This is a genomic window from Abyssisolibacter sp. ZYX002, assembly GCF_056892235.1.
In genome coordinates this window covers 228,925-245,105 of record NZ_JARMXH010000001.1, presented here as the reverse complement: position 1 = coordinate 245,105, position 16,181 = coordinate 228,925, and the positions used below count along the sequence as shown (strand labels likewise).

The following is a 16,181-nucleotide window of genomic DNA, read 5'->3' as shown; positions in this document are numbered from 1 at the left end:
TTCTATTATTTTGCCTGCCTACTTAAAACAGGAATTTAATTACCATCTATAAACTGAGTCACTATAGATAAATCAGTTATTTTGCTCTTTTGTTATTTCAAATACTTTATCCTCATAATCAGTAGCTCTAATAATAACCTTTTTGGTCTCACCTAATGGAAAATAGCTAGCCGGTACTGCTATTACTTTTTTCATAAGCCATCCTATACCCTTGTTATCAATACTGTAGCTATAGTCTTTCCCACCTATTGTTACATTTGTTATGGCATTAATATAGTTATTTTCTAGTTTATCACTAGTGCCACCAAGTACTATTATAACATCCTTACTGGACTTCAAAGTCACAGAGTTTTCTTTAAGAATATCATATAGGTTTTCATTACCAATACCTACACTTTTAGGTACAGAATTCTTTTTATTCGATTCATCCACATTTTTTACATTTATCTCAAAGTTTGCAGTAAGGTACCCGTTTGACTCTATTTTTAGAGTATAACTTTTGTTATTAGTAAATTTGCTTTTATCCACGGTTAATACATTGTAAGAATAAAAACCATAGCCTTCTTTACTAAATTTATAATCGCTATCTTTAACAAGCTCTATATCATCTAACTTCACAGCTGTAATAGAATTCATATATGTTTGTGACGTATAACCTCCTAGAGTAATTTTTACATCATTAGCTCCTAAAAGATTTAACATCTTTTCATCAATCAACTTATCTCCTTTTACAAGCTTTGCTGGGTTTTCTTCTTCCGTAATAGTTATACTAAAAGTTTTATCCTTGTAACCAGTTGATTTTATTGTTATATGGTTAGATCCTAAAGATACTTTATCGGTAATAAAGAATTTATTTGAGTTACTATTAATTCCAACATCGATTGGTTTATAATCTATATTACCAATAGTAACCTTTGTAATGGCATTACCATAAACGGAATTGAATATACCATCATTTATTAGCACCTTTAACTCTGTACCCATCGGCACTTTTTTACCATCCTGTGCAAATGTCACGTAACTCGGTACTTTTAAAGCATCATTACTTATTTTTACATTAAACTTTTTATTCTTGTAATTAGTAGCCTTAATGACAATCTTATAGCTTCTTTCCTTTGTAAATAGGTTACCCTTGAGAACTATGTTGTTAAATGACTTGCTATATTCTACTTTTTGCTCATTTACCATAACCTCTGTTATAGCATCACTGTAGTTTTTATCCATAGTTTCAGAAATGGTGATTTCCACATCCGAACCCGTTTTATAGGTGTTTTTCTCATCGTCAAGTTCAACATAGTTTGGAACCTTCTTTAAGTTGCCTTTTAAATTATTTGGTGTAAAACTAAAAGTATAGTCATTATAACCATTGGCCTTTATCTTAAGTACATGTTGTTTATCGTTAGCATATTGTCCTGAATCAGAGCCGAATAGTTTAGATCTTAGAACAATTGTATCACCTACGACCTCATATGCACCACTGTTCCCTCCTACCTGGCTATCATTAAATAGTCCTTTAGCATCAAGATAAACACTTGTTAAGGAAGCTATATAATCCGATGTAAATCCTTTTACAATAATATTATTTGCATCATCTTGTTTAGCTTTTATATTCTTAGGTGTCTCTTTAGACATATTAATACTAATACTTGTCGTCTTGTAACCTTCTGAAGTAAATACAAATATATTTTTTCCTGTTACAAAGCTATTATCACTAGCTTTAAAGGTAATAGTATTCTTATTTTTATCTATACTGTATCTTAGATAATTGGAATTTATCTTTATATTGATAATCTTATCAGCCCAATCATCTGCTCCATTGTTTTCTCCATACGTAATAACAATATCATTGCCATACATCACTTTCTTTGATGATAGCGTAGGTGTTTCTTTTGCTGTAGCTTGGCTATATTGATACATATCACCTAATACACCATCATGAAGCATATTTTTAACATAGTATGGCTTATTAACATATAAACCTTTTGGTACATCATAGTTAATGTCTACTATCTGTGATAGAGTAGGCATTCCCGGTAGACTATCAAAGTAATCTTTAAAGGTTACATAGTTTCCATTATCTTCATATCCAACCTTATTCTTATAGTAAATATAATCTACAACCTTATCACTCTCATTTGTTAAAATAGCATCTTTCTTAAATAATCCCCACCAGTTTAAAGTTGCCTTAACATAAGGCGTCGCCATATCCAACTCTGTTAAGATTTTTGCATTTGCAAGATGGTCAAAATCATAGATAACATTTGCCCTTATAGAACCTCCTCCTGTTCCACTAGAACCATTAATACTTGCGGATGTTACAGCATCTACTTTTCCATGGAACTGGTTACTTTTCAATGCTTTTCCATCATATTTTGGATTCTCTGATCCTGCTGGTGCTTTGACCAACTCGAATGTTTTCTTATAATCTTCAAATCCTGTAGCCTTAACAACTATAGTATGTTTCCCTACTGTAAGCTTACTTAATGCATCATTTTCAAGTCTAATCAGATTAGATACTACATGCCATTCTTTACAATCCCCTTCTAATTTTTGATCATCTAATAAAACAGTGTGAACTGGATTGATAATAGCATAATTAAAGTCAGTTAATTCAAATAAAAGATCATTATGTGCCCACCAGTTGAAATTACTATTAAGTAATAATTCCCCTGCACGTTCAATAAGTTCAAAGGTCACTTTTACGTCGTTAAAACCATTAGATTTAATAACAACTGTATGCATACCATTCCTATCATCAATTGCAGTAGATTTTGCCAATATAATTATCTTACCGTCTTCTACCCTAAACTCAACAGGTACTCTTGTAGTCTCACTCTTACCATAATCTTTTAATACTTCGTATATATTAGCTTGCCATTTCTTAGCATTTATTGATGTGTTATCAAATTTGATAACAATGTCATTACCTAAAAGCGTTCTTTCTTTCTCTAATGTCAAAGCTGGTACACTGGTATCCACTGGCTTTGAACCCTCGTTTTCTGTATTAAACGTTGTCTTCTCTAACTCACTTCTAACTTTTCCATTTTCATCATAGTCAACCAAGTAGTAGTCAAAGTAACTAACGGGACCAGAAACAAGTATCCTATCAGGATCTTCATTTTCTATAACTCCTGTAAAATCTTTTTCTCCTGAGCCTAGCTTAATTGTGTCAGATAGATTGTTATCCGTTTTATTTGTAACCTTTACACTAGCTACTTCATTAGGATTTATCTCAAACTTCACAATTGTACCTTGATCGTTAACTTTAGTCGGATTGAGAGCTACGTCATTCAATGTAAAATCGTAATCATAAATAGAACCTGTAGTAATGGCAAGTACCCCATAATGAACCTGCTCTATATTAGTTATACGACTTTTCACCTCATCTATTATCTTTCCACTGCTTTGTACATCGTTATATTTCACATCTACAACAGCATACTGCCCTCCATTTTCTACGACAGATACTCCCGTAAAAAGGTTCTCTAACATTAGAAACTTTATGTCCCCATATAATCCATTATTGTTATAATCCTGCCTATTCTTTTCAGTTCTATTAGATGTAGTGTTAATACTAGAATCATGGCTTGTAGCTGTCCCTGTAATTTTAAACTGAATATTTTTGTCATCAATTCTTTCTACATTAACATTTGTACCCGTTGGTTGAGAGCCAACTAAGCTTGCACCAGTTATTGTATCAACAGGCCCACCGTTAAAACTTGCAAATTTAGCATTACTATTTCTCTTAATTGAAACCTTAACAATTGTATCAAAAGTTCCTTGTTTAGATTGATTTTCAACAATCTCCGTAGGGGAGATTATTAAATCCTTTGCAGTTAGTCTATTTGGGTCACCACTTATAGACTTACCATTTTTCTTCTTGATTTTATTTTCTATTTCAGAGATTGTAATTTTAGTATTCATATTTTCATCGGCTAATAATTCATACCAATTACCTAACTTATCTTTATAGTAAATTTTATTAGATTTTTCTTTGATTATACTTCTTGCAGCATCAATAAATTTCTCAAGGGTGAGGATTTCTGCATTTTCACCAAGTTCAAAAAGATGTTCTCCTATGAGTAAAGCGTTTCCATCTATTTGCAAATTCTCCTGTTCTGTAATAGCAAAAGCTATTGTAAAATTAACCAGTAATAACCCCAAGAAAATACTAATCATTTTTTTCTTCATATTCCTATTCCTCCTAAAACTACTTTTTAGCAACAGTAATATTATCACTGTCGTCACTTATAGATATTTTAAATTTCATCATCTTTAAATAAGTCTTTATAGTTATAATGCTACTAGCTTTGCATCCAATGATACTAAGTTGTCATCTACATATAGTCTCTATCCACTTGCTTTTTATTTCCTTTGATACTTTTACTATGAATGTCGAAGAATCCATAAAAGATTCCTTAAGTGTCCCTGAGAAAACCTCATGTTCTCCTACTTGCTAAAATAGTTTTAAATTACCTCTACTGTTTTAAATCACAATATCTCGCTTGCTACTTTACGAATTTTGTATGAAAATTTTGTTCTTTAACTACTATCATTCCAAATACCTCATATATAAGTAATCTAATCCATTACTCAATCCATACCCTCCTATTCTTATTTTTTATATATATTGATTATCATTATCAATTGTAGCATATATTTTCGCCTTTGTAAATAATAGTTAGTTCATAATCTCTTCTCCAAAATTCATCATACCTAATATCTCCAAAAACATCATCTATTTCTTATCCCCTTATGCTTTAGTATAATGACACATGTTTGTATTAATTTTGTAGTATTTCTCTTAAATTGGTAAAAAAATAAGGAGGCCTCAAAAGACATCCTTTTTCCCCTAATATTTAGCTATCGTATTTATATCTTCAACTATTATCCAATCATCCATGTTTTTCTGTTTATTAAGCTTTAAGGGCTCTATTTCTTTAACATTTTCTATCTCTATTAAGCAGAGATATTTCTTTCCTGCCCATCTTTTTATCTGAGCATCGCTAAGTATAAGCTTGTTTAGATTTTCACTCACTAATGTCTTTGATTCTTCTTCAGTCATCTTTTCAGAGTTAAATACACAGCAAACTGTTGCACTAGCTCTAATAATACCATCTCCGTTATTTTCTATAAAAAACAGTTTTTCTCCGACAGATACTCTACCATAAGGTACTTTTCTCCCTGCCGCACCTCTTATTATCATTGATTTGCTTCCTTCTAAAATTTTTGATAGCTCTTTTGCCCTTCTATCTGTATACACTAAATGCTCCATCTATCTTCCTCCTAATCAAAGAATTTAAGATAATTATAAAGGTTACAGTTAGTGTAAAGTCAAGTTATGGTTAACTTCTTTTTTTGACAGGCAATATAAGCTCTGTAATATACTCATGTTCACTGACAGTTGAAATGACATCGATTATATAATTTTCTGTAGCTCTTCCTGTATATATATAATTATTGCTTTCAATCCATTCAAGCATTTTCTGATAAGTCTCACTCATTGTTTTATAACTTCCGTAATGATATGCAACTACTGCTAAAAAATCTCCATATTTTCTAACAACACCTTTAATTTCTTTGCCTACTGACACTTTAACTAAAACTTCAATATCTGCACTACTATAGTCAAAGTTTTTATGATCATCATAATATATAGCCATCATTGTACCGGACATATGGAGATTATTTTTTTCTACCAGGTTGTTTAATTTAGTAAACCTCAGATAAAATTCATCATCACTGCACTTTCCTATATATCTTGAATAAGCGACATAACAAGCAGGTATTTGTTTAAGCTTTATATCTACTGTACTTGAATGTTTTTTTTCATCTTGGTTGATGTATAATTTCAATCTATTCTTTAAGATAGTTTGCTCTGCTATATTCTTTTCTATTTCTTTACACTTTTGCTCTAACATTTTAGAATTATACTCTAAATCATCTCTTTTTAAAAGTAGCTTAATTTCTTTGAGAGAAAAACCAGCTTTCTTGAAATGTTTTATAGTGTTGATTGCCAATAATTGTTCATGCGAATAATATCTATAGTTGCTTTGGTTATCTACTTTTTTCGGTTGTAGTAAGTTTATATTATCATAATAATGTAATGTCCTAATAGGAATATTGCATATCTTTGATACCTCTCCGATTAAATAATACTTTTCTTTACTATTGTCCAAAGTATTTATACTCCTCCCTAGCTATTTAATATACCTTGTTGTAGTATATCTTAAGTACACATTTTACAAGAGTAATAAAAGAAAGTACTGATAATAGTATAAAAAACACCTTTTTATCAAAAAATCCAGATATAATTGTTGCTAGCGCTACTGCTACTAATGTTATATTAAACCCTGAAAGACCTATTTTATCTTTGATATATTGATTTCTCTCGTCCTTTTCTTTAGTGTAAAGTTCTTTTAATTTACTTTCATTTTTTAGAGCCTTTGTAAATGTATATATATCCTTAAATGCAAATCCCACTACGCATAAAAATATACCCATTTGGAAGCCTATAATAAAACCACCTAAAAAATCGTCATCAGCAAAGTATATGCTTCCAAATCTATTTGAAAACATTACAGCGACACAAGAAAACAATATCAATATTATATATAGGTTTATTCTCTTTTTTAATACATCCCTAAAATCTTTCATACTACACCTCCTCATTATCTAAATCAAAAACTTCTTCAATCGTCATTCCAAAATATTTAGCTATTTTATAAGCTAGCACAAGTGATGCAGTATATTTTTCACATTCAATACTAGTGATTGTTTGTCTGGTAACACCCACAGCATTAGCTAACTCCTCTTGAGATATTTTCCTTTCTTTTCTAAGTATTTTAATTTTACTTTTCAGGCATCCCACCTCCAATATTACGTTTTTTTAATAAATATATTTGTATAGCCCACTTTGCATTTTTAGTATAGTTTACTTTGCATCTTTTGTCAATAGTATTATTCTTAAAAACACTGGAATTACATGAACATAATATATCAATATTAAAAATTCATTTTATTATATACTCTCCTTGCTTTAATTTAACTACAATTTTATTTTTTTACTATTGTGCTTAATTATGTTATAATCCAAATAACACTATATAAATCATTGCAAGGAGATGATATTAAATGAAAAAAACAGGCATAGAATTTAAAAATACTGTTTATGGTTATTGGTCAAAGCTTTATAACTGCAATATAGAGAATTTTAAAAAAGAAGGCATATTTGTTATTAGAGAAAATAACCTTTCAGAAAATTTAATTATTCAATATAATATAGATAAAATGAAATTAATAAGAGTGTCCCCTAAACTGGCAAATAAATTAAACTTACCAATTGGATATAATTCTACTTATATAGAAGATATATTTGAGATATTAAAAGAACAGAAACTTAAAATTACAAGCCAAAATACACTATTAGACCACTTTCTTGATGCAAAAAATTTTAAACCATTTAAAGCTGAAAACAATTATACTTTACGTCAATTAGACCCAATTGCAGATGATAAATATTTACAAGAATTATACGCATGTTGCAGTGATGAAGATTTAGACGAAGCTGATATATACATAGACAAGCCAGATCCTATAATATTTGGATACTTTGATAATGACAAAATGATTGCATATGCAAGTCATAGATACTGGGATGATATTATAGCAGATATGGGTGTCCTGATACACCCTAAATATAGAGGTCAAGGATTAGGAAAATCAGTGATTTCACGATTATGCGAGTGGAATATTAAGCATAAAATAGTTCCTATGTATAGAGTGTTTAGTTATCACACTACCTCAATAAAAATACCTATTGCACTTGGTTTTAAAGAAATAGTACCTGTGTCTTCGATAAGAATATTACAAGATTAGTTTTTAAAAATTTGTTTTTTTTTATTTTATTTAGTATAAGTTTCATATCACCATTTATATTCTTACTTCGTATCTTTTGTCAATAGTATATTTTAAAAAAAGAACCGCTTAAAAAATTAAGCAGTTCTTTTTATTTTATTATTGTTCTTCTTTAGGCAAAGGAGTCATGATATTAAATACTGGATCAATTGTATCATGTGTGTATAGGAATAGTAACCATTTCTTCCTATCACCTTCTACATTTATTTCGGAGAATTTAGGTTTATTGTTAGTGGTTGCTAGCTCATACAATATGCTTTTAGCCATTGTTACTGTTACATCTGCATCTTCACATATCTCGTCGCTCAAATATCTAAATATGCCTCGCTTAACCTCTGTACATGCTTTCTCGTTTCTATCTGGGATTATGAAGTTAATTTTATAATCCATATCTCCAGCTTTTATACCTTCTATTCTAATACTAAGTAGATATAATACTTTTTCAAGAGGTATATTATCAAGAGTTTGACTAGTTATCGTTGTATCAATCAATGGAAGTTTTCCATATCTAAGTTCAAATGATCCCATTAGGTATATATTTCTCCACGGTCCTGACTCTGCTATATATCCTAATTGTTCAAGTGCATCTGCACATAACATCTTTGCTTTTTTATTACTCGGATTAGCAAATATAACTTGCTTAGTAACCTCTGCAACCCATTGATATTCACCCAATTCATATGACTTAGCTGCTTTTTTAATAACTTCTTCTTCTCCTCCCATGTATTCTACGTATTTTTTTGCAGAATCCTGTGGTAATAATAAATTGAGATCTACTGGATTACCATTAAACCATCCCATATATTTCTGATATATCGCCTTTACATTGTGATTAATAGTCCCGTAAAATGGGCTATTATACCATTCATCATTGAGAGACTTAGGAAACTCTATCATTCTACCAACTTCATCAATTGTATATCCTTTATTTATTAATCTAAGTGTCTGATCATTCATATATTGATATAAATCTCTCTGCTTTGATAGATAATCTAAGCAATATTCATTTCCATATCTAGACCAAGTATGAACACAAAATACTGATGTTAGGTCAGCTCCAAATAAATCTATTGCCTCCTGAATATGGTCTGCCCAAGCTACAGGATCTCTTACCTGAGCACCTCTAAGTGTATAAATGTTATGAAGAGTAGCAGTACACATCTCAGCAATACATAAGGATTTTTCTTCTGGAAAATAAAAACTCATTTCTGCTGGAGCCTCTGAATCAGGAGATAGATGGAATTGCACTCTAACGCCATCTATAATCTTTTCACAATATTTATCATCACTACCTTTTGTTATTTCAACTATCTTATCTGTTAGAGTTACCGTACCAATTGAAGCATATTTACCTATACCACAGTCAATCTGCCCTTTTTCGTCACGAAGTAAAATCTCTCCATACATGTATTCACTTCTTCTAGTCATAGCTACACCAGCATTGACATTTTCCTCAATAACTGCTGTACTAAAGCCTTTAGGTACATACACCTTAACATCTCCTATTGAATTATAGTTAAGCACTCCTAGCACTCCACCATAGTGATCAACATGAGAATGTGAAATTATAATAGCACTTACTGGTCTATCTTCAAAATTTTTAGCGACAAAATCAAGTGCTGCTGTAGCAGTTTCTTCAGATGTCAAGCAACCTACTACTATCCATCCTGTTTTTCCCCTTATTAATTCCATATTAGCAAGGTCATAACCCCTAATTTGGAATATATTTTCTGTAATCTTGAATAAACCTGTCTTGATATTCATTTTTCCTTGCTCCCATAGTTTTGGGTGCACTGTATCAGGCATATCATCTTCTAGTAAAAACTTGTATCGTTTTAAATTCCACACAGGTATAAAAGAATGTTCTTTACCAACCACTGGTAGTTTACCATCTACTATTTGGTTCATATTAGCTAGCTTTTCTTCTTCCTTTAACTTTTCCCAGTTCATTTCCTTGTACGCTTTCTCATTCATTAGCTTAGTTTTTCCAGTAGCTGGTTTTCTAAGTTTATTAAAAATCAAAAAATCACCTCCGTTATTAAACTTATGAACCAAACCATCCTACTATGATAATTTTTAAACTATTCTAAGATATAAGAAATAATCATCAATATAAAAATCAATGATTATTTTATGTATTTCAAAACTCTTCTTAACTAGACTAGTCAATATATACTCAATCATATCTCTTACTTTGTCCTTTGAACATACAGGTCCATGTTCCGGTATAAAATACTCTATATCACTTTCTAATAGATTCTTCATCGTCACTTATTTGGTATATGTTAAAATGTTTATACTTATTTATTATTTTCTTCAAGTGTTACCACCTCTTTAATTTATACCATTGTAGTATTGTTTTCATGCCATCTAGAAAACGCCCACTCATTTGGGCTTTCAACACATTCTTCAAACTTTACATTTCCGTTATTATCTAAAATTCTCTCTAAATACTTTATTCTCTTTGTTATTTCTACTTTAATATTTTCTTTACCTTCTATCTTATTACCATGTGCTAGTATTAACATATTAAGTTTTAATAATTTCAAACGTTTTAGGCTTTCTACATGCTCTGTAATTGTACCATCTGAACATATATATGGAGTTACAGTTTTATCTTGTCTACTAGCCATAACTAAATCCCCCGGACATGCAACATCATTATCCACTATTATAATTAAACCACATTTGCTATGCCCTTTAGATTTAATCAACTTTATATTATAATCTCCAAACTCTTTTGTTATGCTACTAGATACCAAAACATCTGGCTCTTTATATTTGTACTTAGTCCCACTACAGCTCATTGTATAATTATTTTTATATTCGTCACTACATGTTACTATGGCACCTTCAAATACTCCTGTACCATTAGCATGATCTGGATGACAGTGTGATAATATTATCTCATTCACTTCTATTCCCTTAGAATTCAAATCCTCTAACACTTTTATAGATTGTTCCTCGTAAGCCGTATCAATCAATAATGCTCTATCATTATCTCTCAATACTGTAATCCTACAATCCAGATTTTCATTTCCATCTGGATTAAAAACATATTGAATTATCTTATCATTTACATTTATTATCTTCATATACTCCACCTCATTTATATTATTTTATTAAATTATAATAAAAAAACACTGTCAACAATGTGTCAGTGTTTATAAATAAAATTTGTATTTAAGCGTAACTTTTTATTTTTCTTACTTTATTAATAAGTTTATCTAAAGATTCTTTATCTACTATACCTTTTTCACCATTTTCTATTGACTTCTTAAATAGTTTTAGGCACAATATCCTCATTGATTTTGTGCTATAGCTAAAAAAGTCTAAATTATTATCTATTATCATTTGAGATATCTGCTCTATCCAATAATCATGGTTTTCTTTAAAACATGCCATATTTTTGTCTATAATTTTGTACCCATATATAGGTTTATATTTATCTAATATCTCTTGTTCTTCATTTGTTGTGTATTCAAGTACAAAATCATCAATAATATCACTTTCTTTTAACTCATTAGCTATAGGTGTACCTGCTAGGACACCTAATGCATTACTAAATATAGATATAAATTCCTCAGAATACTCTACTATTTTAGTTTTAACAAAAAATCTATATATCTCCCATAGCTCATCAATTGTCGTATACATATCGTATAGTATGAAGTTGATATTATATGATAATCCTAAAGTCTGTATTTTTTTTATAGCCTGCTCACTTTGCTCTACTTTTATCCCTTTCTTCCATGTGTTTAGCATTCTTTGACTAGCGGATTCTACTCCTATATTTACATGCTTTAAACCCGCATCTCTAAGTGGCAACAATACCTCATTGATCATATCTGTTACTCGTGCCTCCATAGCAAATTCTATGTCTAGCTTTTCTCTCTTTATAGCACCACAAAACTCCAAAGCTCTCTTTCTTCCCTCTCGAGTTCCACCTATAAAATTATCATCACTAAATGCAAATTGATTTACACCTGTAGTCTCCACTAAATGCTTTATCTCAGCAACAACACTTTCTACACTTCTAATTCTTCTCGTCTTGTTATAAAAAGCTGCAACGTCACAATAAACACACCTATATGTACAACCTCTAGACGTAGAAATCAAGTGTGTTTTATCATCAACATCCTTTCCAACTTCTAAAGGATATGTCTCTTCATTCACTCGTGTAGGATATGGTAGATTTTCTATATCTACCAAACTAACCTTTGCATAGTCACTTATTATTTCATCACCACTTTTATAATAGAAGCCATCAATATCCTGTTTGAATGTTTTATTTACGATTTGAGTAACTAATTGAGAAAATGATATCTCCCCATCTCCTAAAGCTAAAGAATCTATATCCAAAAACTCTAGCATTTTATCTTTACAGGATACTGCTCCATGTCCTCCTATACTTATATGCCCTTTGTAGTTTCTTTCTCTAAGCTTATTTACTATTTTAACTGTTGGAGGTAATGAGGTATAGAAATTGCAAGATAGACCTATTACTTCTGGATCAAGCTCTAGTATTTTATCTACAGTATCATCTACACTCCAATCATTCAAATAAGCATTCAATATCATTCCTTTATGTGTTTGTGAAGCAACCGCATTTATATATCCTATCCCTAGGCAAACATCATCTATTGCCTTTTTATGATTTTCTAACTTGGGAGGATTTACTAAAACATAATCACATTTCATATTTGTCACCTACTTTCATAGTAATTTATAAATATTAGCAAAGCGCTAGTTTTCCTCTTAAGTAATTTAAGTATTTATCAACTGCTTTTTTCTGCATCTTACAGAAGTGGCCACTCTGAGCTTTATTGTTTTTAACTAACACACATCCTCCTCCGCAAAGTAAAGCAATATTACATTTGTTACAATCTTTTCTACTCTCATCAGTCAGTATGTTTTGATAAAAACCTTTGTTCTCAAAGCTATATTTTCTTGTTTCAGGATAAAAACTCCACGTTTTATAGTTATCATTTTGAATTGCCTCTGGGCAGTTAAATACATTTCCATCTGGCGTAATTATATAGTTATATATAGAGTTTGCCTCACAGTTAGAGAAACTTGGAAGTCTACTACCATTCACTTTAGTAATCGAATCTACTAGATACCCTAGCAATGGAAAAGACCCCTTTTCGACCAAATTGAGCTTATCAAGAGCTATTGCTAAGTCAGCTTCATCTACCATGTTTTCATTATCTAGATTATGATGATCTGTTACTGTACTAAAATAATATGAGAAGTTATCGTACATAAGTAGATCGCTATCATCAATAACATCATTAACCATCTCTTCTATATTCCCTATATTAGATTTATCTATATTAACTCTCATATCTGTATCAATTCCCATATCTAATATTTTTTCTGCATTCTCTAATATAATATCAAACGATCCTGAACCATCTTTAAATATACGTCTTTTGTCATGAGTTGATTTATCCCCGTCTAATGTTACCTGAATCTTCTTTAATATATCTTTGTATTCATCAAATAAATCCAAAAATTCTGTTAGCTGTGTTCCGTTAGTAGTTATGATCACGTCTATATGATTAATGTTAGCGAACTCAAATATTTTTTGTACAATATCATAGTTTTCCTTAAGTAATGGTTCTCCTCCAAAAAGCTCTATAGTTGATTGTTTAGGATTTTCTTTTATCCTCTCAAGTATAAAATTAAATAATCTATCTAATTTGTCATCATCTAATATAGCCTTCTTATCTGCAAAGCTATGCTCAAAACAGTACGGACAGCATAGATTACAATCAAGAGTTGGACAGATAACAAAATAGTTATTTTCATATCTATCTCCTAACGATTTGATATATGTATCATACACAAACTTTTCGCTTATATTGCTACTTTCTTCAATTAAATAACCTGATTTTATTAACTCATCTATTTCTTCTTTTTCAAGGTTGTCTATCATACTCATATCTTTACTTTTTAAAAACTTAGCTATCTTACTATTAGCCAAATCAATTGACCCTGTTAACCCATTAAAAATAAAATTATCCTCAAAATCAACTGAATGAACATATATCCTTTGACATAGTTTCATCATATTAACCTCCAGTCTTCGTATAGATATTGTGTATAGGGGCATCTCAAAAACTTTGAGAAACCCCTATGTTATCACATTTCTTAGTGAATTGTTACTTTTTCTTTAGTAACTTTCTTTAGGCAACAAGAACCTGATGAACCTTCGCTAGCTTGTAACCATGAAGCATTACTCATTTTTTTCATAAATATTCCCTCCTTTAATTTTTTATAACTACTCAACAACAAAAGTAAATTTGTCATCGAATATTTCCTGATTCTATTTACATTATAACATATGTTACAATTTTGTAAATATTGATTTTATTTGTTAAATATTATATAATAATATAAAATAAGGATATAGCTACGTTTTAACGCACTAAAATTATTTCAATTTTTTTGAAAAGGAGCCTAATTTTATGAACAAAACACAAAAAAAATATATTTTTTTTGATACAATTAGTCATTTAATAAAAAATGTCAATAAACAAAATCCAAAACTTTATATATTTTTCTTTATTTTTACAATATTAGAGCTTGTTTTTCCATTCTTCTCCATATTACTGCCAAAGATGCTAATAGACAATATACTAAATCCTCATATAAATTCAATCATATACATAGTTATTTTATATTTTGTTTCCACAAGTATTGTAGGTTTTACCAAAACATATATCAAAGAAAATTGTCATACTAAAATTTCATTATTGAGATTAACTTACTTAAAAAAACAAACTCAAAAGCTACTGCGAATGGATTATAAATATGTGGAAAGTGCGATGTTTTATGAAGAAAATGGACGAGCATTTAGCGCAACTAGTACCACTGAAAATGGTGTAGAAGGTGTATACCATAGATTATTCAAATCTCCTTCAGTCTTATTATCTTGTATAGCTTTATCAATATGGTTAAGTTATGTAAACATATTAATTTTTCTAGGGCTAATACTCAATTTATTAGTAAACCTATGGATTCAAAAACAAGTTAACGATTACCAGTACTCACTAAAAAGAGATATTTCGCATCAAGAACGTAAAAAAAGATATTACTATGATATAACACATGATTTTTCATATGGTAAGGATATTAGACTTTATAGTTTAAAAGAGAGAATTATACATAATTACAAAGATGAATTAAAGAAGTTTATATCTTTGCACAAACTTATTCAGAAAAAACAATTTATACTTGGTTTTTTAGGCTTATTATCGTTACTCATTAGTAATATGCTAATGTATGGAATACTAATATACAAAGTCGTAGGCGGTATGTCTATAGCTAATTTTTCAATGTATCTAGCACTTATAATACAACTTACATTCTTGTTAAACACACTACTTACAGATATTTCATTCATATACATAGAAACCGCTTATATAAGTGATTTATTTAAACTACTAGATTCAGATTTAGTCGAAAACAAAGGTAATAAAAAAGCGATTAAAAACTCAACATTAGATATAAAGTTTAAAAACGTAAGTTTTAAATACCCAAAAAGTGATATATATGTATTTAAGAATTTGAACCTACACATACCTAAAAATCAACGGTTAGGAATAGTCGGAATAAATGGCTCAGGCAAATCCACATTCATAAAATTACTAGTGGGCTTATTTAATGTTACTGATGGAGATATACTTATCAATGATATATCTATTAATGAATTTGATAAAAAAGAGCTATTTTCTATGTTTTCGGTTCTCTTTCAAGATGTAAATATATTGGCTTATACTTTAGGTGAAAATATTGCATGTACCAATGATGTCGATAATGAAAAGGCTATAAAAGTATTACATAAAGCAGGTTTGAGTCATTTGGCAAACAAATCAACATCAGGACTATCACAAATGATGCTTAAAATAATAGATGCAAATGGTAGAATATTATCTGGAGGAGAGAGCCAAAAACTTGCTATAGCACGATCACTATACAAAGACGGAAATATGGTTATTATGGACGAGCCCACAAGTGCATTAGATGCTCTAGCTGAAGCTGAAATATATGAAAAATTTAATAGTTTAATTGAAAATAAAACCTCTATTTTCATATCTCATAGATTATCAAGTACCAAATTTTGTGATAAGATAGCTTTTTTTAGTAATGATGGGCTTGCAGAGTATGGCACTCATCAAGAACTAATGGATCTGAAAGGGTCATACTACAACATGTTTATAACTCAAGGAAAATACTATCAAAAGGAGATTAGCTAG

General features: G+C 30.0%; 12 protein-coding genes. 2 read left to right on the top strand and 10 right to left on the bottom strand.

What is annotated here, in order from left to right; translation table 11 throughout:
- Positions 1 to 72 precede the first annotated feature (72 nt).
- The 5 genes from P3X86_RS01095 to P3X86_RS01075 form a co-directional block, all read right to left on the bottom strand.
- Positions 73 to 4,191 carry a hemoblobin-interacting domain-containing protein gene (locus tag P3X86_RS01095; protein WP_483290776.1) on the bottom strand — a complete coding sequence of 1,373 codons (4,119 nt, stop codon included), beginning with the start codon at positions 4,189 to 4,191 and terminating at the stop codon, positions 73 to 75.
- Between the two features lie 661 nt (positions 4,192 to 4,852).
- Entirely contained in the window at positions 4,853 to 5,275 is a 423-nt protein-coding gene (locus tag P3X86_RS01090) for a hypothetical protein (RefSeq protein ID WP_483290775.1), read from the bottom strand.
- Positions 5,276 to 5,345: 70 nt separating this feature from the next.
- Positions 5,346 to 6,179 carry a MerR family transcriptional regulator gene (locus P3X86_RS01085; protein WP_483290774.1) on the bottom strand — a complete coding sequence of 278 codons (834 nt, stop codon included), beginning with the start codon at positions 6,177 to 6,179 and terminating at the stop codon, positions 5,346 to 5,348.
- A gap of 25 nt (positions 6,180 to 6,204) precedes the next feature.
- Positions 6,205 to 6,657 (bottom strand): hypothetical protein, encoded by a 453-nt coding sequence (locus P3X86_RS01080; RefSeq protein WP_483290773.1) that lies wholly within the window; start codon positions 6,655 to 6,657, stop codon positions 6,205 to 6,207.
- Position 6,658: 1 nt separating this feature from the next.
- A complete protein-coding gene (locus P3X86_RS01075; RefSeq protein ID WP_483291720.1) occupies positions 6,659 to 6,862 on the bottom strand; it encodes a helix-turn-helix transcriptional regulator in 204 nt (67 codons plus the stop codon).
- 272 nt (positions 6,863 to 7,134) lie between these two features.
- Here P3X86_RS01075 and P3X86_RS01070 point away from each other — a divergent pair, with 272 nt between their 5' ends.
- Entirely contained in the window at positions 7,135 to 7,878 is a 744-nt protein-coding gene (locus P3X86_RS01070) for a GNAT family N-acetyltransferase (RefSeq protein WP_483290772.1), read from the top strand.
- A 138-nt stretch (positions 7,879 to 8,016) separates the two neighbouring features.
- Here P3X86_RS01070 and P3X86_RS01065 read toward each other — a convergent pair whose 3' ends face one another.
- The 5 genes from P3X86_RS01065 to P3X86_RS01045 all read right to left on the bottom strand — a co-directional run bounded on the left by P3X86_RS01065 (position 8,017) and on the right by P3X86_RS01045 (position 13,993).
- Positions 8,017 to 9,939, bottom strand: coding sequence for an alkyl/aryl-sulfatase (locus P3X86_RS01065; protein WP_483290771.1), 1,923 nt, complete (start codon positions 9,937 to 9,939; stop codon positions 8,017 to 8,019).
- Between the two features lie 54 nt (positions 9,940 to 9,993).
- Positions 9,994 to 10,182 (bottom strand): hypothetical protein, encoded by a 189-nt coding sequence (locus tag P3X86_RS01060; RefSeq protein WP_483290770.1) that lies wholly within the window; start codon positions 10,180 to 10,182, stop codon positions 9,994 to 9,996.
- Positions 10,183 to 10,256: 74 nt separating this feature from the next.
- A complete protein-coding gene (locus tag P3X86_RS01055) occupies positions 10,257 to 11,012 on the bottom strand; it encodes an MBL fold metallo-hydrolase (protein WP_483290769.1) in 756 nt (251 codons plus the stop codon).
- Positions 11,013 to 11,100: 88 nt separating this feature from the next.
- Complete coding sequence (locus P3X86_RS01050) at positions 11,101 to 12,618, bottom strand: B12-binding domain-containing radical SAM protein (RefSeq protein ID WP_483290768.1); 1,518 nt, start codon at positions 12,616 to 12,618, stop codon at positions 11,101 to 11,103.
- Positions 12,619 to 12,652: 34 nt separating this feature from the next.
- The gene (locus tag P3X86_RS01045; RefSeq protein ID WP_483290767.1) at positions 12,653 to 13,993 is read right to left on the bottom strand and encodes a radical SAM protein; all 1,341 of its coding nucleotides are present in this window, start codon (positions 13,991 to 13,993) and stop codon (positions 12,653 to 12,655) included.
- Positions 13,994 to 14,390: 397 nt separating this feature from the next.
- Here P3X86_RS01045 and P3X86_RS01040 point away from each other — a divergent pair, with 397 nt between their 5' ends.
- Positions 14,391 to 16,181, top strand: a complete 1,791-nt coding sequence (locus P3X86_RS01040; RefSeq protein ID WP_483290766.1) for an ABC transporter ATP-binding protein — start codon at positions 14,391 to 14,393, stop codon at positions 16,179 to 16,181.